The sequence below is a fragment of the Methylobacterium sp. UNCCL125 genome, from assembly GCF_900116795.1.
Lineage (GTDB): Bacteria > Pseudomonadota > Alphaproteobacteria > Rhizobiales > Beijerinckiaceae > Methylobacterium > Methylobacterium fujisawaense.
The window spans coordinates 60,834-78,305 of sequence record NZ_FPBW01000005.1 but is presented as its reverse complement, the minus strand read 5'-3'; the positions used below and the strand labels follow the sequence as shown (position 1 = coordinate 78,305).

Here is a 17,472-nt window from a genome sequence, read left to right as displayed (position 1 = left end):
AATAGCGCGCCTTAGCCCTGACGCTTCAGGAGCTTCTCGATTTCAGCCTTCAGCGGCCCCGCGAGGTCGTCCCGATCGAGGGCGTAGGCGAGATTGGCCGTGAGGAAGCCGAGCTTCGAGCCGGTGTCGTAGGTCCGGCCCTCGTAGCGCATGCCGTAGAACGCCTGCGTCTCCATCAGATCGATCATGGCATCGGTAAGCTGGATCTCGCCGCCAGCGCCCTTCTTGCCATGCTCGAGAATACCGAAGATCTCGGGCTGTAGGATGTATCGGCCGGAAATGATGAAGTTCGAGGGCGCCGTGCCCTGCTTGGGCTTCTCGACCATGCCGGTGATCTGGAACGACTGACCGTAGGTCTCGCCGACGCTCACGATCCCGTACTGATGCGTTTCCTCCGGCTTCACCTCCTCGACGGCGATGATGTTGCCACCGTGGCGCTCATAGGCGGACAGCATCTGCTTCATGCAGCCGCGGCTGAGCATGTCGGGGAGCAGGACCGCGAAGGGCTCGTCGCCGACGATCTCCCGGGCGCACCACACCGCGTGGCCCAGGCCCAGCGGGGCCTGCTGCCGGGTGAAACTCGTCTGGCCCGCCTTCGGCAGGTCCTTCTTCAGTTCCTCATAGGCGGCCGTCTTCCCCCGCTCCTGGAGCGTGTGGTCGAGTTCGAACGCCATGTCGAAATGATCCTCGATCACGGCCTTGCCGCGACCGGTCACGAAGATGAAGTGTTCGATCCCCGCCTCACGGGCCTCGTCGACGACATGCTGCACGACCGGCCGGTCCACGACCGTGAGCATTTCCTTCGGGACCGCCTTCGTGGCTGGCAGGAAGCGCGTGCCAAGGCCCGCGACGGGCAGGACGGCCTTGCGGATCGGTTTCATCAAACGGTAACCCCGGAACAGGATGGAGCGACGTGGTCGGCGGTGCCGTCAGTGAGATAGCTTAACGCGAGCCGTCGCAAGGGTTCTACGTCGATAGTATGAAGCAGCGGAGCGTAAATTTCCCGTCTGCAATCGCGTAATCAGGCTCGGCGGGACGGCGTCAGGGTGGGGGGTCATGGCGGTTCTGGTTACGGGCGGTGCCGGCTACATCGGCAGCCACATGGTGCTGGCGCTGCTCGATGCGGGCCATGAGGAGGTGATCGTCCTGGACGATCTGTCCACCGGCTTCGACTGGGCGGTTCCGGAGGGCGTCAAGCTCGTGGTCGGAGACGTGGCCGACCAAGCCCTTGTCACGCAGACGATCCTTCAGCATCGGATCGATGCCCTCGCCCACTTCGCCGCCAAGATCGTCGTGCCCGACTCGGTGGCCGATCCGTTAGGTTACTACCTGTCCAACACGGTCAAGACCCGATCGCTGGTCGAGGCCTCCGTGCGGGCCGGCGTCCGGCACGTCATCTTCTCCTCGACCGCAGCCGTCTACGGGGAGCCCGAGGTCGTGCCGGTTCCCGAGGACCTGCCACTGAAGCCGATCAATCCCTACGGCCGCTCGAAGCTGATGAGCGAATGGATGATCGCCGATGCCGCGGCCGCGCACGGCTTCTCGTACGTCATTCTGCGCTATTTCAACGTGGCCGGCGCGGATCCTGAGGGTCGGTCCGGCCAGTCGACGCCGAATGCCACCCATCTCATCAAGGTCGCCACGCAGGCGGCGCGGGGGCAGCGCGCGCGGCTCGACGTCTTCGGGACCGATTACCCGACCCCCGACGGGTCCTGCCTGCGCGACTACATCCAAGTCTCGGACCTCGCCGAAGCGCATCGTCTGGCCCTCGACCACCTCCGGTCGGGCGGCGACAGCCTGACGCTGAATTGCGGCTATGGCCGCGGTTACTCCGTGCTCGAGGTCATCGAGGTCGTGAAGCGTCTATCGGGCCGCGACTTTGAAGTCAGGCTCTGCCCGCGTCGTGCGGGAGATCCGGCCCGGATCGTGGCCGAGGGCGCGTTGATCCGCGAGCGTTTGGGCTGGCAGCCCCGGCATGACGATCTGGACGCCATCGTCGCTCAGGCCCTGGCCTGGGAGGAGCGCCTGGAAACGCGCAACCGGATCTGACCGAATGATGTCCCGCAGAGGGCTGCTCGCCGCGGCGGCCTGTCTCGCCGCGGGAGAGGTCCGCGCCGAAGATACCTTCCAGGCCTTCGTGGCAGCGCTCCGACCGGACGCGGCGGCGCGGGGCGTCTCCGCGCAGACCTTCGAAGCGGCATTCCGCGGAATCACCGGCCCGGACCCCGGCATCCTGGCGCATACGCGCCGCCAGAGCGAATTCGTCCGGCCCGTCTGGGACTACCTCGTCGGCGCCGTCTCCCCCGGACGCATCGCGCGCGGACGCGCCCGTGCCGCGGCCGTCGCAACGACCCTCCAGGCCATCGAAACCCGCTTCGGCGTGCCGGGGCCGATGGTCACGGCGTTCTGGGGCGTGGAATCGGATTTCGGGGCCAGCGCGGGCAGCGTTCCCACCATCCGGGCGCTGGCGACTCTGGCCGAGGCGCGCCACCGCGGCACGCTGTTTCGCGACGAACTCCTCGCCGCTCTCACGATCCTGCAGCGCGGCGACATCACGCCCGACCGGATGAGCGGCAGCTGGGCCGGGGCCATGGGCCAGGTCCAGTTCCTGCCCTCCACCTATCTGGCACATGCGGTCGATTTCGACGGGGACGGGCGGCGCGACATCTGGGCCAGCGCGGCGGATTCGCTCGCCTCGATCGCGGCCTACCTCAAGGATCTCGGCTGGGATCCGGCCCTGTCCTGGGGCTACGAGGTGCGCCTGCCGAAAGATTTCGACCTGAGCCGATACAGCGACGAGCTCGGCTCGTTCGCCGAGCGCGGCGTTGCCCGCACGGACGGGAAACCTCTGCCCGGCCGCGGCCGGGCCAGCCTGTTCCTGCCCGGGGGCCTCGGCGCCCCGGTCTTCCTGATCACCGACAATTTCGAGGTGATCCGAGGCTATAACACCTCGGATTCCTACGCTCTGGCCGTGGGCCACCTCGCGGACCGTCTCGGCGGCGGACCACCGCTGGCGGCTCCCTGGCCGGCCGCAGGGGCGCGCCTCGACGGGCCGGGCCTTCGGGCCCTGCAGACCGGTCTGGCGGCCGCCGGCTTCTACGACGGTCCGACGGATGGCCGCGCCGGCCCGAAGCTGCGTGAGGCGGTGCGCCGCTATCAGATCAGCGTCGGATTGCCGGCTGACGGCTATGCCACGCCGGCCCTGCTCAGCCGGGTCACGGGACAGCCGGCGTCGCCGCGACGCTGATCCCCGCGAGAGGTTTAGACCCGCCGTCAGCTTCCACCTATACTGTGCGCGTTCCGAACGGGTTGGGTTCGGCGTACAGCGTACGGGATGCGCATGGTAGTCGCTCGTCGGCGTCACTCGGAACGCCCGTTGCTCCTCGGCCTCGCGGCCCTGCTGGGGCTCGCCGGTCTGTCCGTCCTCGGCGGGGGACCGGCCCGCGCGCAATGGGGCGACAGCTATCAGCAGCCCGGCGGCGGCACCTATTACGAGGCTCCGCCGCGGCGTCGGCCACGGGATGCGTATTACCGTGACGACGGCACATACGGGCGCCAACCGCGATATGCGCCGCAGCAGGAGGCGCCGCGCCAGTTCTACTGGCCCTGGGAGGACAGGCCGCAGCCGGTGGCGCCACAGCCGGAGCGCACCTACCGGGCGCCACGCTCACGTCCCCCCTACGCGACCGGGGAGGCACAACGACCGGCTCCCGCGGTGAAACGGCGGGTCCGCCCGGCGCGGGCGCCGACGCCGCCGAAGCCGGCCGTCGCCAAGACCGAGCCGAACGTCCAGATCGCCGTGTTCGGCGATTCCCTGGCCGACCATCTCGCGAAGGGCCTCGACGACGTCTTCGAGGACAATGCCGACGTCGCCGTGATCGACCGTGCCAAAGGCGACAGCGGCCTCGTACGCAAGGACGTGGTCGACTGGCCAAAGGTTGCCCAGGACTATCTCCAGAGCAACGCGAAAGTGCGCTACGCCTTCGTGATGATGGGCGCCAACGATCGGCAGCCGATCCGCGACGGGGACGAGACGGTCGATCCGCTGACGGATCGCTGGCGTGCCCTCTATCGCGCACGGGTCGAAGCGCTGGTGAAGGTGTTCGTCGATCGCAGGATCCCGCTGATCTGGGTCGGATTGCCGCCGATGCAGAGCGAATCGCTGAGCCGCGATCTCGCATCGCTGAACGAGATCGTGCGCGACAGCGTGACCAAGGCCGGCGGCACCTATGTCGATATCTGGCCGGGCTTCGTCGACGATCGGGACCGGTACGCGGCGTCGGGACCGGATCCGGAAGGACAGATCGCCAAGCTGCGCACCGCGGACGGTGTCCACTTCACCAAAGCGGGTGACCGCAAGCTCGCGCATTTCGCCGATGTCGAGCTGAAGCGCCTCATGGGCACCGTGCCGGGATCGGCCGAGCCTTCGCCCACCGCAACCGTTGCGCCGACGGCGCCGTCCTCGACCTCGGGGCCCAGCCTCGACGGGCCCGCGCCGGCAACCGACACCGCGGCGATCGATCGCCAGATCACCGCCATGCTGCCGAGCCTGCCGGAACCCCCCGGCGTGCCGGCGCTTCCGGTCAAGCCCGCGGCCGGACCTGTGGTCCCGCTGAGCCGCATGGAGGTCTCGCCCGGCGGCGCCCTCCTGAACGGGCGGCCGCGCGAGCCGGACAACCTCGGCACCGTGGAGCGGACGCTGCTGCGCGGAAACGCCCCCATGCCGCAGCCCGGCCGCGCCGACGATTTCCGCTGGCCGCCCGGCTGAGCCGGGCGCGCCTCTCTCTCGGTCGGCCTCAGCGCGGCAGGACGCTCGCGCCCATCAGGGTCTCGTCGATGGCGCGCGCCGCCTGACGTCCCTCGCGAATAGCCCAGACCACCAGGGACTGGCCGCGGCGCATGTCGCCCGCCGCCCAGATCTTCGGATCCGAGGTCTGGTAGTCGTCCTCGTTGGCCTCGACGTTGCCACGCTTGCTCACGCCGATTCCGGATTGCTCCAGGAGACCCTTCTGGACCGAGCCGGCGAAGCCGATCGCCATGAAGACGAGGTCGGCGGGCAGGACGAACTCGGTGCCGGGAATCGGCTGACGCTTGGCGTCGACCCGGGCGCAGACCACACCGGTGAGCTGGCCCTTCTTGTTGCCCTGAAGCCGGAGCGTCGCGGCCTGGAACTCGCGCTCCGCCCCCTCGGCCTGGCTGGACGAGGTCCGCATCTTCGTCGGCCAGTACGGCCACACGGTCAGCTTGTCCTCCCGCTCGGGGGGACGGGGGCGGATGTCGAGCTGCGTCACCGACAGGGCACCCTGGCGGAACGCGGTACCGACGCAGTCGGAGGCGGTGTCGCCGCCGCCGATGACGACCACGTTCTTGCCGCCCGCCAGGATCGGCAGCTCGCCGTTGCCGCGCATCGGCTCGCTGCTGACCCGGCGGTTCGACTGGACGAGGTAGGGCATCGCGTAGTGAACGCCCTCCAGCTCCTGTCCCGGGAGCTGCGGGTTGCGGGGATCCTCGGCGCCGCCGCAGAACATCACGGCGTCGAACTCGGCCTTGAGCTCGTCCACCGACTTCGTCACGCCGATGTTCTGGTTGTAGTGGAAGACGACGCCCTCGGCCTCCATCTGGCGCACGCGCCGGTCGATGTGCCGCTTCTCCATCTTGAAGTCGGGGATGCCGTAGCGCAGCAGGCCGCCGGCCTTCGGCTCGCGCTCGAAGACATGGACGTCGTGACCGACCCGGGCGAGCTGCTGCGCCGCCGCCATGCCCGCGGGACCGGAGCCGACGATGGCGACGCGCTTGCCGGTGCGGGTCTCCGCGGGCTCGGGCTTGACCCAGCCCATGTTCCAGGCCCGGTCGGCGATCGCCTGCTCGATCGTCTTGATGGCGACGGGCTGGTTCTCGAGATTCAGCGTGCAGGCTTCCTCGCACGGCGCGGGGCAGATGCGGCCGGTGAACTCGGGGAAGTTGTTGGTGGAATGGAGGTTGCGCGCAGCCTCCTCCCAATCCGACTGGAAGACGAGGTCGTTCCAGTCCGGGATCTGGTTGTGGACCGGGCAGCCCGTCGGGCCGTGGCAGAACGGGATGCCGCAATCCATGCAGCGGGCCGCCTGTTTGGTCAGGTCGTGCTCGTCGAGCGGCAGCGTGAACTCGCGGAAATGCCGGACCCGGTCGGCGGCGAGCTGGTACTTCTGCTCCTGCCGGTCGAACTCGAGGAAACCTGTGATCTTGCCCATTGGTCCGCCCCTGGGCCGGCCAGTCCGTGACTGCGCTGCCCGCGTCGTCTCACATCATGCGTGCGTGACCGGGCGGCGAACCGCCCGGTTCGGGTGTCCGCCTATTCCGCGGCCACCGGCATCCGCGCCATCTCCATCTCGCGCAGCGCCCGGCGGTACTCCACCGGCATGACCTTCACGAACTTGGTGCGGTAGCCGCTCCAATCGTCGAGGATCGCCTTGGCGCGGGGGCTGCCCGTGTACTTGAGATGGTTGGTGATGAGCTGCGTCAGCCGCTCCTCGTCGTGCCCGGACATGTCGGCCAGGATGTCGACCCGCCCCTTGGTCTCCAGATCGCCGTCCTGGTGGAAGCGACGCATCAGGTCGTCCTCCTCCTCGACCGGCTCCAGATCGACCATCGACAGGTTGCAGCGCGCCGAGAACGAGCCGTCCTCGTCGAGCACGTAGGCGATACCGCCCGACATGCCGGCCGCGAAGTTGCGCCCGGTCTCGCCGATCGACACGACCACGCCGCCGGTCATGTACTCGCAGCCATGGTCGCCCATGCCCTCGACCACCGTGATGGCGCCCGAGTTCCGCACGGCGAAGCGCTCGCCGGCAGAGCCGCGAATGTAGCACTCGCCCGCGATCGCCCCGTACAGCACGGTATTGCCGACCATGATGGTCCGGTCCTGCGGCGACTTCAGCGCGTCGCTCGGCCGGATGATCAGCTTGCCGCCCGACAGGCCCTTGCCGACATAGTCGTTGCCGTGGCCCGTCAGCTCGAGGGTCACGCCGGCCGCCACCCAGGCGCCGAAGCTCTGGCCGGCGGTGCCGGCGAGCTTCACCACGATGGTGTCGTCGGGCAGGCCCTCGTGCCCATGCGCCTTGGCGACCATGCCGGACAGCATCGCTCCGGTCGCCCGATCCGAATTCCGGATCGTGTCGGTCAGGACCACGGGCTCGCCGGTCTCGATGGCGCGCTGGGCACCCGCGATCAGGCGACGGTCGAGGACCGTGTCGATCGGGTGATGCTGCACCTCCACGTGGCGGATCGCCGTGCCCTCGGCCACCTTCGGCCGATGGAACAGCTTGGTGAAGTCGAGCCCGCGCGCCTTCCAGTGGGCGATGGCGTCGACCTTGTCGAGCAGGTCCGAGCGTCCGACCGCTTCCTCCAGCTTGGTGAAGCCCAGCGACGCCAGGATCTCGCGCACCTCCTCGGCCACGAAGAAGAAGTAGTTCACCACGTGCTCGGGCGTGCCCTTGAAGCGCTTGCGCAGCACCGGATCCTGCGTGGCAACGCCCACCGGACAGGTGTTCAGATGGCACTTGCGCATCATGATGCAGCCGGCGGCGATCAGCGGCGCCGTCGAGAAGCCCATCTGGTCGGCGCCGAGCAGGGCCGCGATGATCACGTCGCGCCCGGTGCGGATACCGCCGTCGGCCTGGAGGGCGACGCGCCCGCGCAGGCCGTTGAGCACCAACGTCTGCTGGGTCTCGGCCAGCCCGGTCTCCCACGGCCCGCCCGCATGCTTGAGCGAGGTCAGCGGCGCGGCACCGGTGCCGCCGTCGAAGCCCGAGATCGTGATGTGGTCGGCCCGCGCCTTGGCGACGCCGGCCGCGACCGTGCCGACACCGACCTCGGAAACGAGCTTCACCGACACGTCCGCCGACGGATTCACGTTCTTCAGGTCGAAGATCAGCTGGGCCAGATCCTCGATCGAGTAGATGTCGTGGTGGGGTGGCGGCGAGATCAGGCCGACGCCCGGCGTGGCGTAGCGGACCTTGGCGATCTTGGCGTCGACCTTGTGGCCGGGCAGCTGGCCGCCCTCGCCGGGCTTGGCACCCTGCGCGACCTTGATCTGCATCATGTCGGAATTGACGAGGTATTCCGTCGTGACGCCGAAACGGCCGGACGCAACCTGCTTGATCGAGGACCGGCGCGAGCGCCCGTCCGGCAGCGGCTTGAACCGCTCGACCTCCTCGCCGCCCTCGCCGGAGTTCGAGCGGCCGCCGAAGGAGTTCAGCGCGATGGCGAGCGTCTCGTGCGCCTCCTTGGAGATGGAGCCGTACGACATAGCGCCGGTGGCGAAGCGCTTGACGATCTCGGAGGCCGGCTCGACCGACTCCAGAGGGACCGGCTGACGGCCGATCTCCGGGGCCGACTTGATCCGGAACAGGCCGCGCAGCGTCTTGAGCTGGTGCTCCTGGCGGTTCACAAGATCGGCATATTCCCGGTAGCGCTCGGGCACGTTGAGGCGCACCGCGTGCTGCAGCGTGGCCACCGTGTCCGGCGTCCAGGTGTGGGTCTCGCCGCGCAGGCGGTAGGCGTACTCGCCGCCGACATCGAGGGCGTTCCGGTAGACCGGCGCGTCCCCGAAGGCGTCGCGGTGACGGCGCACCGTCTCCTCGGCGATCTCGGCCATGCCGACGCCCTCGATGGTCGTCGCCGTGCCGAAGAAGTCGCGGCCCACGAAGGTCGAGTTCAGGCCGACCGCGTCGAAGATCTGGGCGCCGCAATAGGACTGGTAGGTCGAGATGCCCATCTTGGACATCACCTTCAGCAGGCCCTTATCGATCGCCTTGATGTAGCGGTAGATGATCTCGTCGTCGGTGAGATCCGGGGGGAACTCATCCTTCATCTCGAGCAGCGTCTCGAAGGCGAGATACGGGTTGATCGCCTCGGCGCCGTAGCCCGCCAGGCAGGCGAAGTGATGCACTTCGCGCGGCTCGCCCGATTCGACCACGAGGCCGACCGAGGTCCGCAGCCCCTTGCGGATCAGGTAATTGTGGACGGAGGCCGTGGCGAGAAGCGCCGGAATCGGGATCCGGTCCGGCCCGACCGCCCGGTCGGTGAGAACGATGATGTTGTAGCCGCCGCGCACCGCAGCCTCGGCCCGGTCGCAGAGGCGGTCCAGCGCCCCGTCCATGGCCTGCGCGCCCGACTCGGCCGGGTAGGTCATGTCGAGCGTCTTGGTGTCGAACCGGTCCTCGAAATGGCCGATCGAGCGGATCTTCTCCAGGTCACCGTTCGTCAGGATCGGCTGGCGGACCTCCAGGCGCTTGCGCCGGGAGGCGCCTTCCATGTCGAGCAGGTTCGGCCGCGGCCCGATGAACGACACGAGGCTCATCACGGCCTCCTCGCGGATCGGGTCGATCGGCGGGTTCGTGACCTGCGCGAAGTTCTGCTTGAAGTAGGTATAGAGCAGCTTCGACTTCTCGGAGAGCGCCGAGAGCGGCGTATCCGTGCCCATCGAGCCGACCGCCTCCTGGCCGGTGACGGCCATGGGCTGCATCAGCAGCTTGAGGTCTTCCTGGGTGTAGCCGAAGGCCTGCTGGCGATCGAGCAGGCTGACGTCGCCGCGCGACTCGCGCGGCTGCACCGGGCGCAGATCCTCCAGGACGATCTGGGTGTTCTTGACCCAATCGGCATAGGGGTGCGCGGCGGCGAGCTCGCCCTTGATCTCCTCGTCCGAGACGATGCGCCCCTTCTGCAGGTCGATCAGCAGCATGCGGCCCGGCTGGAGGCGCCAGGATTGCACGATCTTCTCGTCCGGGATCGGCAGGGTGCCCATCTCGGAGGCGAGCACCACGAGGCCGTCATCGGTGACGATGTAGCGGGCCGGGCGCAGACCGTTCCGGTCGAGGGTCGCGCCGATCTGGCGGCCGTCCGTGAAGGCCACGGCGGCGGGGCCGTCCCACGGCTCCATCAGCGCGGCATGATACTCGTAGAAAGCGCGCCGCTCCTCGGTCATCAGCGGATTGCCGGCCCAGGCCTCCGGGATGAGCATCATCATCGCGTGGGCGAGCGGGTATCCGCCCTGCACGAGGAACTCGAGGGCGTTGTCGAAGCAGGCGGTATCCGACTGCCCTTCGTACGAGATCGGCCACAGCTTCGAGATGTCGTTGCCGAACAGGTCGGAATCGACGCTCGCCTGACGGGCGGCCATCCAGTTGACGTTGCCCCGCAGCGTGTTGATCTCGCCGTTATGGGCGACCATCCGGTACGGGTGCGACAGCCGCCAGGTCGGGAACGTATTGGTGGCGAAACGCTGGTGGACGAGGGCGATCGCCGAGACGAAGCGCTTGTCCTTCAGGTCGAGGAAGTAGCCGCCGAGCTGCGTGACCAGCACCATGCCCTTGTAGACGATGGTCCGGGACGACACGGAGACCGGGTAGAACTCCTTCACCCGCGGGTCTTCGAGGGCGTAGACCTTGTTGGAGATCACCTTGCGGGCGACATAGACCCGGCGCTCGAACGCGTCCTGGTCGGAGACCGAGGCCGGCCGGCCGATGAAGACCTGACGGTGATGCGGCTCGGTCGCCTTCACGGCCTCTCCGAGATCCTCCGGATCGACCGGCACGTCGCGCCAGCCGAGCAGCGGCAGGCCCTCGGCGGCGAGCGCCGATTCGACGATCTCCTGAATGATCGCCCGCGGCTCGTCCGCCTTCGGCATGAAGAACTGGCCGATCGCGTACGAACCCGCCGGCGGCAGCTCGAATCCGAGCCGCGAGCATTCATCGGCGAAGAAGCCGTGCGGAATCTGCGTGAGGATGCCGCAGCCGTCGCCCATCTTGGGATCGGCGCCCACCGCACCGCGATGGTCGAGGTTCTCCAGGATCTTCAGACCCTGCGCGACGATCGCGTGGGTCCGGCGGTCGTGCATGTCGGCGATGAAGCCGACGCCGCAGGCATCGCGCTCGTTCGCGGGATCGTAGGAACCCTCGGCTTTCGGAAGGGCGGGATCGCGCACGATGAGCGGCGTCGCGCCGCCGCGCGGGGCGGCAGCCTGGGCCGTGGACGCAGCAAACTCTTCGGCAGCCCTGCGTTGTGACATGCTTCGTCTCGTCCTTCCCTCGAACCCGTCCGCAGCCAAGAACCCGCGAGCATGTTTCATGCCCGCAAGCCGTCGGCGCCCGGCGCTTCGGCCTCTTGCCGCAGGCCATCCGGCCGGTCCGGGTGGACACGTCCGTCGGCTTGCGTTCATCGAGGACCCAGACCGCTCAGGGAGCGGTGCGCTGGCGCGCCCGTATCCGTCAGCCGAAGAACTCGCCCGCGCGCGAGACGGCGACGGCCGGGGTGCACGGCCGATGGGACAGTTGTGCTGTCCTAAGTCGCAAAACTGCCAGATTGAAATGTTTTCAGCAAGAGACTGCTGGCGGCTGCGGCGTCGCCGCTCTGGATGAGGGGGCGGACCCGGCTCCCGGCCTCCGCAATCTCGCCCGAATCGCGGGTTCTACCGGGCAGGCCGAGCACAAGCGGCATGCGGGGCAACGACCTCGCCGGCATGGTCGAGGTCCGGGTCCACCGGCCCGGACCATGCCGGAACCGGACACTCTGCCGGGTCTCCAAACCGAGAACGCACAAGAGTGACGATGAAGAGCAGAGTTGCACGCCTCCGACGACCGACGATCCTGACGCTGGGCGCGGTCGTCCTATCGGCCGCGACCTGCCTGGGTGCATCCAGCGGCGCCCACGCGCAATTCGCTTTCGAGGATGAGGTCCTCCCCCCGCGCGTCGTGGCTTGGCGCCTCGCAGACCGCGGCTTCAGCGGCCTGAGCCGCCCGCGCTTCGACGGGCGGGTCTACGTCGTCGAGGCCGTCGGCCCCGCCGGCGTGCCGGTGCTGCTCTTCGTCGATCCGATGACAGGGGCGATCGTGGGCCGCCAGCGGACGGGCGCGCCGGAAACCTACGCGCGGCTTGAGCGGCCCACACCCGGATTCGGCTGGACCGAGGACGAGGCCCTCCCCCGTCGCGCGATCCGCCCGGCCCCGCCCGCCGAGGACCCGATGGCGCGACCGCAGCGCCGACCGGGTGGCGAAGCCTTCCGACCGGACGTCAATCCCGACGGGCTCAACCCCGACGGCGTCGTCCGCAGCGCTCCGTCCAGAAAGGTCGCACGGGCGACGCCCGCGCGCACGCCGGAGCTGAAGACGCCCCACCGCACCTCACCCGAGGCGCCGGCCCCCAAGATCGCTCCCGCCGACACGGCCAAGAGCGATCCGAATCCGCCCTCGGCGCCCGAGACCAAGGCGGCATCGATCGAGAAATCCCCCTCGCCGGCCCCGACGACGCCTGCTGCAGCACCCTCGAAGCCGGCCGGAGGCCCCGTCGCGGACGCGGCCAAGCCGGCCGTGAAGGACTGGAAGGACCCGCCGTCGGACAAGAAGCCGGTGCGGGTGATCGGCGGCGCCACCATCGTCCCGGGCCCGTCCGAATAGGCGCGCAGGCTCCGGCCTCGGCGTCACCCGCCGGTGCTCAGCCGCCGGCGGTCAGCCTCTCTGCGCCCGTGAAGACCGTGACGGTATCGGCTCGCGCGATGGCGCAGAGCGTCAGGCCATAGGATCGGGCACGTTCGAGGGCCAGCGACGTGGGTGCCGAGATGGCGACGATCACAGCCGCGCCGAGCCGTGCGGCCTTTTCAACCATCTCGAACGAGCAGCGGCTGGTGATGACGAGAAAGCCCTCGTCCGCGGGCGTGCCCGCCCGCATCAGGGCGCCGATCAGCTTGTCGAGGGCGTTGTGGCGGCCGACATCCTCACGGACCGCCGCGAGGCTGCCGTCGCGGCGAGCCCAGGCCGCCGCGTGAACGGCGCGCGTCTCCGCGCCGAGCACCTGCGCCCGATCCAGCTCGGAGAGCGCTCGGGCAATGGCCGGTAGAGCGATCCGGACTTCGGACGCGGCCCGCCCCCCGGCCCGCGGCAGTTGCGCTAGATCCTCGATGCCACAGACGCCGCAACCGGTCCGGCCGCTGATGGCGCGCTTGCGCGCCAAGTGCTCGCGAAGCCGACCGGGCGCCAGATCGACGTGAAGGCGCAGGCCGTCCTCGGCCATCTCGACCCGGGTCGCGCGGATCTCGTCCACGCTGTCCACGATCCCTTCCGTGAGGCTGAACCCGTAGGCGAAATCCTCCAGATCGGCGGGCGTCGCCATCATCACCGCGTGCGGCACGCTGCCGTAGACGAGGTTGACCGGCGCCTCCGCTGCGAGCGCCCGCATGTCCGGCTTCGGCGCCGAGCCGTCATAGGCCATCACCTGCATGGACACCGGCACCGCGCAGGGCGGCAGACCGGACGTTCGACTTCCGGTTTCCGTCGACATCTCGAACTCCGATGGGGTGATACGAACGGCCGGCGATGGCTCATCCCCCGCGCCATGCGACCGTGAATGATTTCGCCGTTCCCTAGTGCGCCGACGCCACGAGACACCGCCAACTGGCTGGAAAGCGCGCGATGCGACGCTTGTGCGGTTGCACCTCGCCGGCCCTTGTGGTCTGAAGCCCCGGTCGGATAATGCCGGGTGACACAACCGGTACTCCGTCACGTCGGTACAATCCCGCACGCAGTCAAGACGGGACGGTTCGGCGGCAGCCAGATAGTTCAAGGGAGCCACGAGAGGCAGATGCGGACGGTGCGGACGATCAACCGGTCACTCTGGAGCCTCGCCGCTCTCGGCGCCCTGCTCTTCCCGATATCAGGCGCGCAGGCTGCGGGCTTCGGTCAGCCCGTGCCGTGGGAGATGGACCGGCAGATTCCGGTCACCGACAACGCGCGCGACATCCTGAACTTCGAAATCGGCCTGCACTGGCTGTCCCTCGGGATTTCCGTCTTCGTCCTGGGGCTGATCCTCTGGTGCATCTACCGCTTCAGCGAGAAGCGGAACCCGACGCCGTCGCGCACCACGCACAACACCGCCATCGAGATCGCCTGGACGATCGTGCCGGTGCTGATCCTGGTCGCCGTCGCAATCCCGTCCTTCCGCCTGCTGCGCACGCAGCTCTCGGATCCGAAGGCCGACATGATCGTCAAGGTCATCGGCCACGCGTGGTACTGGTCCTACGAGTACCCGCAGACCGAGGCCGGCGGCGGCTTCACCTTCGACGCCAACATCGACGAGGACAAGCAGCCGCGCCTGCTCCAGACCGACAACGAGATGGTCGTTCCGGTCAACAAGATCGTGAAGATCCAGGTCACCGCTGCCGACGTGCTGCATTCCTGGGCCATGCCGGCCTTCGGCTTCAAGATCGACGCCGTTCCCGGCCGCCTGAATCAGATGTGGTTCAAGGCCGACAAGGAAGGCACCTTCCACGGTCAGTGCTCGGAGCTGTGCGGCCAGCGCCATGCCTACATGCCGATCGTGGTCCGCGTGGTCAGCGAGCAGGCCTATGCCGAATGGCTGAAGGAGGCGAAGACCAAGTACGCCCGCATCGACAACGGCACGAGCTTCGCCGAGGCCCGCTGAGCCCCGGCTGACCGAACCGAACCCATCAGATTCACAAGGCATTCGAATCCATGGCTACAGCCGCAGCCCATGCCGGGGCCCACGAGGTCCACGACCACAAGCCATCGTTCTTCGCCCGCTGGTTCCTGTCGACGAACCACAAGGACATCGGCACCCTCTACCTGCTGTTCGCCTTCTGCGCCGGCATGATCGGCGCGTTCCTCTCCTTCGGCATCCGGATGGAGATGGAGGCGCCCGGCCTGCAGTATTTCTCGAATCCCGCGACCTACAACGTGTTCGTCACGGGACACGGCCTCATCATGGTGTTCTTCATGGTGATGCCGGCGCTGATCGGTGGCTTCGGCAACTGGTTCGTGCCCCTCATGATCGGCGCGCCCGACATGGCGTTCCCGCGCATGAACAACATCTCGTTCTGGCTCACGGTGGCGGGCTTCTGCTCCCTGCTGTGCTCGCTGTTCGTCGAGGGCGCGCCCGGCGCGTCCGGCGCCGGCACCGGATGGACCGTCTACCCGCCACTCTCGACCGCCGGCCATCCCGGCCCGGCCGTGGACTTCGCGATCTTCGCCCTGCACCTCTCCGGCGCCGGCTCGATCCTCGGGGCGATCAACTTCATCACCACGATCCTGAACATGCGTGCCCCGGGCATGACGCTGCACAAGATGCCGCTCTTCGCCTGGGCCGAGCTGGTGACCGCCTTCCTGCTGCTGCTCTCGCTGCCGGTTCTGGCGGGCGCCATCACGATGCTGCTCACTGACCGCAACTTCGGCACGACCTTCTTCGACCCGGCCGGCGGCGGTGACCCGATCCTGTACCAGCACCTGTTCTGGTTCTTCGGTCACCCCGAAGTGTACATCATGATCCTGCCGGCCTTCGGCATCGTCTCGCACATCATCGCCACGTTCTCGCGCAAGCCCGTCTTCGGCTACCTCGCGATGGCCTACGCCATGGTGGCGATCGGCGTGGTCGGCTTCGTCGTGTGGGCGCACCACATGTACACGGTCGGCCTGTCGCTCCAGACGCAGTCCTACTTCGTGTTCGCCACGATGGTGATCGCGGTCCCCACGGGCGTGAAGATCTTCTCGTGGATCGCCACGATGTGGGGCGGCTCGATCCGCTTCACCGCGGCGATGCACTGGGCGGTCGGCTTCATCTTCCTGTTCACCGTCGGCGGCGTCACCGGCGTCGTGCTCGCCAACTCGGCGGTCGATAAGTACCTGCACGACACCTACTACGTGGTCGCGCACTTCCACTACGTGCTGTCCCTGGGTGCCGTGTTCATCATCTTCGCCGGTGTCTACTACTGGTTCCCGAAGATGACCGGCCACATCATCCCCGAGTGGGCCGGCAAGCTGCACTTCTGGCTGGCCTTCATCGGCGCGAACGTCCTGTTCTTCCCGATGCACTTCCTCGGCCTCGCCGGCATGCCGCGTCGCTACGCCGACTATCCGGATGCCTTCGCCCAGTGGCACAAGGTGTCGACCTACGGCGGCCACATCTTCGGCCTCGGCATGTTCGTGTTCGTGATCGGCGTGGTCCTGGCCTTCCGCTCCAAGGAGCGGGCCGCGGACAACCCGTGGGGCGAAGGCGCCACCACCCTCGAGTGGACGCTCTCCTCCCCGCCGCCCTTCCACCAGTTCGAGACGCTGCCCCGCATCGTCGACGAGCCGGGCGCGCACTGATAGAGACCTCGCGAGGGCCGCATCCGCGGCCCTCGCCCTTCCCCGGAGGCCGGTCGGCCGACCTGCCGGCAAGGGCGAGCGTTGAGGGCGATCCGCACGGGCCGAGGACGACGTCCTGGGCCCCGCTCACGCCGACTCTTGGAACACGTCGAATTCGAGAACCGACTCGGCCGTGACGCGCGCGGCCGGGCGCCGACACAGCAGCGGCAGACGCGATGACGAGCCTGACGAACACGATCGGACCGGAGGTCCCCGCCCCGGCCCTCACGAGCGCCGGCGGCGACGTTCCGGACTATTTCGCCCTGCTGAAGCCGCGGGTGATGGTCCTCGTCATCTTCACCGCCCTGGTCGGCATGGTGGTCTCCCACGGGCACGTGCAGCCGGCGATCGGCGCGATCTCGCTGCTCGCCATCGCGGTCGGCGCCGGTGCCTCCGGCTGCCTCAACATGTGGTGGGACGCGGATATCGACGCCGTGATGAGCCGCACGGCGACGCGGCCGATCCCTGCGGGCAAGATCACGTCGGAGGAAGCCCTCGGCTTCGGCCTGTTCCTGTCGGTCGCGTCCGTCCTGGTGCTGGGCCTCACCGCCAATTGGCTGGCCGCGGCGCTCCTGGCCTTCACCATCGTGTTCTACGCGGTGGTCTATTCCATGTGGCTGAAGCGGGCGACGGCGCAGAACATCGTCATCGGCGGCGCCGCGGGCGCCCTGCCGCCGGTCATCGGTCAAGCGGTGGTGACCGGCTCGGTGGGCATCGAGTCCCTGATCCTGTTCGCCATCATCTTCATCTGGACCCCGCCCCACTTCTGGGCGCTCGCCCTGATCAAGGCCGACGAGTACGCCCGCGCCGGCATCCCGATGATGCCGAACGTCGCCGGCCCGGCCTCCACCCGCCGCCAGATCGTGTGGTACTCGCTGCTCCTCGCGCCCCTCGGCCTCGTGCCGGTCGCGCTCGGCTTCGGCGGCCTCGTCTACGCGGTGGTCGGCCTTGTGGGCGGCCTCGGTATGGTGGCCTTCAGCATCCGGGTTCTCCGGAACCGCGAGGGCGATGCCGAAAAGCGTGCCGCCATGGGCATGTTCGGCTTCTCGATCCTCTACCTGTTCGCGCTGTTCTCGGCGCTCCTGGCCGAGCAGAGCTTCGGTCTGTTCCGCCCGGTCCTGGGCTGAGCGCCATGGCGGATCCCGAGATCCAGTACCGGCCACTCACCCCCGAGGAGGAGGCGCGCCGCCGGAAGCGCTCCGTGGCCATCGCGCTGGCCCTCGGCGCCTGGGTTTTGCTGTTCTTCGTGCTGACGATCGTCAAGCTCGGACCGCAGATCCTGAGCCGGCCGCTCTGAGGAGTT

The 17,472-nt window shown here is 68.4% G+C and carries 12 protein-coding genes; 8 read left to right on the top strand and 4 right to left on the bottom strand.

Annotated elements, in window-relative coordinates; genetic code table 11:
* Positions 1-11: 11 nt before the first annotated feature.
* Positions 12-881, bottom strand: a complete 870-nt coding sequence (gene galU, locus BM396_RS05705; RefSeq protein ID WP_043380421.1) for a UTP--glucose-1-phosphate uridylyltransferase GalU — start codon at positions 879-881, stop codon at positions 12-14.
* Between the two features lie 175 nt (positions 882-1,056).
* Here galU and galE point away from each other — a divergent pair, with 175 nt between their 5' ends.
* From galE to BM396_RS05690, 3 genes are all read left to right on the top strand, one after another.
* A complete protein-coding gene (galE, locus tag BM396_RS05700; RefSeq protein WP_043353807.1) occupies positions 1,057-2,049 on the top strand; it encodes a UDP-glucose 4-epimerase GalE in 993 nt (330 codons plus the stop codon).
* A 4-nt stretch (positions 2,050-2,053) separates the two neighbouring features.
* Positions 2,054-3,247, top strand: a complete 1,194-nt coding sequence (locus BM396_RS05695; RefSeq protein WP_043380423.1) for a lytic murein transglycosylase — start codon at positions 2,054-2,056, stop codon at positions 3,245-3,247.
* Positions 3,248-3,340: 93 nt separating this feature from the next.
* Positions 3,341-4,768 (top strand): SGNH/GDSL hydrolase family protein, encoded by a 1,428-nt coding sequence (locus tag BM396_RS05690; RefSeq protein ID WP_051044907.1) that lies wholly within the window; start codon positions 3,341-3,343, stop codon positions 4,766-4,768.
* Between the two features lie 28 nt (positions 4,769-4,796).
* Here the strand turns inward: BM396_RS05690 and BM396_RS05685 are convergent, their stop codons facing one another.
* A complete protein-coding gene (locus BM396_RS05685) occupies positions 4,797-6,230 on the bottom strand; it encodes a glutamate synthase subunit beta (RefSeq protein ID WP_043353802.1) in 1,434 nt (477 codons plus the stop codon).
* Between the two features lie 101 nt (positions 6,231-6,331).
* Entirely contained in the window at positions 6,332-11,047 is a 4,716-nt protein-coding gene (gene gltB / locus BM396_RS05680; protein ID WP_043380425.1) for a glutamate synthase large subunit, read from the bottom strand.
* A gap of 538 nt (positions 11,048-11,585) precedes the next feature.
* On the opposite strand from gltB, the gene BM396_RS05675 reads away from it, so the two are divergent.
* On the top strand, positions 11,586-12,431 hold the full coding sequence (locus tag BM396_RS05675; RefSeq protein WP_043380427.1) for a hypothetical protein: 846 nt from the start codon (positions 11,586-11,588) through the stop codon (positions 12,429-12,431).
* A gap of 37 nt (positions 12,432-12,468) precedes the next feature.
* Here BM396_RS05675 and fdhD read toward each other — a convergent pair whose 3' ends face one another.
* Positions 12,469-13,251, bottom strand: a complete 783-nt coding sequence (gene fdhD, locus BM396_RS05670; RefSeq protein ID WP_167380439.1) for a formate dehydrogenase accessory sulfurtransferase FdhD — start codon at positions 13,249-13,251, stop codon at positions 12,469-12,471.
* Positions 13,252-13,611: 360 nt separating this feature from the next.
* Between fdhD and coxB the strand changes: the two genes are divergently transcribed.
* The 4 genes from coxB to BM396_RS32660 all read left to right on the top strand — a co-directional run bounded on the left by coxB (position 13,612) and on the right by BM396_RS32660 (position 17,466).
* Positions 13,612-14,451 carry a cytochrome c oxidase subunit II gene (gene coxB, locus BM396_RS05665; protein ID WP_043348479.1) on the top strand — a complete coding sequence of 280 codons (840 nt, stop codon included), beginning with the start codon at positions 13,612-13,614 and terminating at the stop codon, positions 14,449-14,451.
* Positions 14,452-14,501: 50 nt separating this feature from the next.
* A complete protein-coding gene (gene ctaD, locus BM396_RS05660; RefSeq protein ID WP_043348481.1) occupies positions 14,502-16,130 on the top strand; it encodes a cytochrome c oxidase subunit I in 1,629 nt (542 codons plus the stop codon).
* Between the two features lie 215 nt (positions 16,131-16,345).
* A complete protein-coding gene (locus BM396_RS05655) occupies positions 16,346-17,296 on the top strand; it encodes a heme o synthase (protein WP_043380432.1) in 951 nt (316 codons plus the stop codon).
* A gap of 5 nt (positions 17,297-17,301) precedes the next feature.
* The gene (locus BM396_RS32660; RefSeq protein ID WP_043348492.1) at positions 17,302-17,466 is read left to right on the top strand and encodes a hypothetical protein; all 165 of its coding nucleotides are present in this window, start codon (positions 17,302-17,304) and stop codon (positions 17,464-17,466) included.
* Positions 17,467-17,472 lie beyond the last annotated feature (6 nt).

Excerpts from the sequence above, each read along its gene's own strand:
- BM396_RS05685 (WP_043353802.1), bottom strand. The coding sequence starts at position 6,230 with ATGGGCAAGATCACAGGTTTCCTCGAGTTCGACCGGCAGGAGCAGAAG.
- BM396_RS05690 (WP_051044907.1), top strand. The coding sequence starts at position 3,341 with ATGGTAGTCGCTCGTCGGCGTCACTCGGAACGCCCGTTGCTCCTCGGC.
- gltB (WP_043380425.1), bottom strand. The coding sequence starts at position 11,047 with ATGTCACAACGCAGGGCTGCCGAAGAGTTTGCTGCGTCCACGGCCCAG.
- galE (WP_043353807.1), top strand. The coding sequence starts at position 1,057 with ATGGCGGTTCTGGTTACGGGCGGTGCCGGCTACATCGGCAGCCACATG.
- BM396_RS05675 (WP_043380427.1), top strand. The coding sequence starts at position 11,586 with ATGAAGAGCAGAGTTGCACGCCTCCGACGACCGACGATCCTGACGCTG.
- BM396_RS05695 (WP_043380423.1), top strand. The coding sequence starts at position 2,054 with ATGATGTCCCGCAGAGGGCTGCTCGCCGCGGCGGCCTGTCTCGCCGCG.
- BM396_RS05655 (WP_043380432.1), top strand. The coding sequence starts at position 16,346 with ATGACGAGCCTGACGAACACGATCGGACCGGAGGTCCCCGCCCCGGCC.
- fdhD (WP_167380439.1), bottom strand. The coding sequence starts at position 13,251 with ATGCAGGTGATGGCCTATGACGGCTCGGCGCCGAAGCCGGACATGCGG.
- coxB (WP_043348479.1), top strand. The coding sequence starts at position 13,612 with ATGCGGACGGTGCGGACGATCAACCGGTCACTCTGGAGCCTCGCCGCT.
- BM396_RS32660 (WP_043348492.1), top strand. The coding sequence starts at position 17,302 with ATGGCGGATCCCGAGATCCAGTACCGGCCACTCACCCCCGAGGAGGAG.
- ctaD (WP_043348481.1), top strand. The coding sequence starts at position 14,502 with ATGGCTACAGCCGCAGCCCATGCCGGGGCCCACGAGGTCCACGACCAC.
- galU (WP_043380421.1), bottom strand. The coding sequence starts at position 881 with ATGAAACCGATCCGCAAGGCCGTCCTGCCCGTCGCGGGCCTTGGCACG.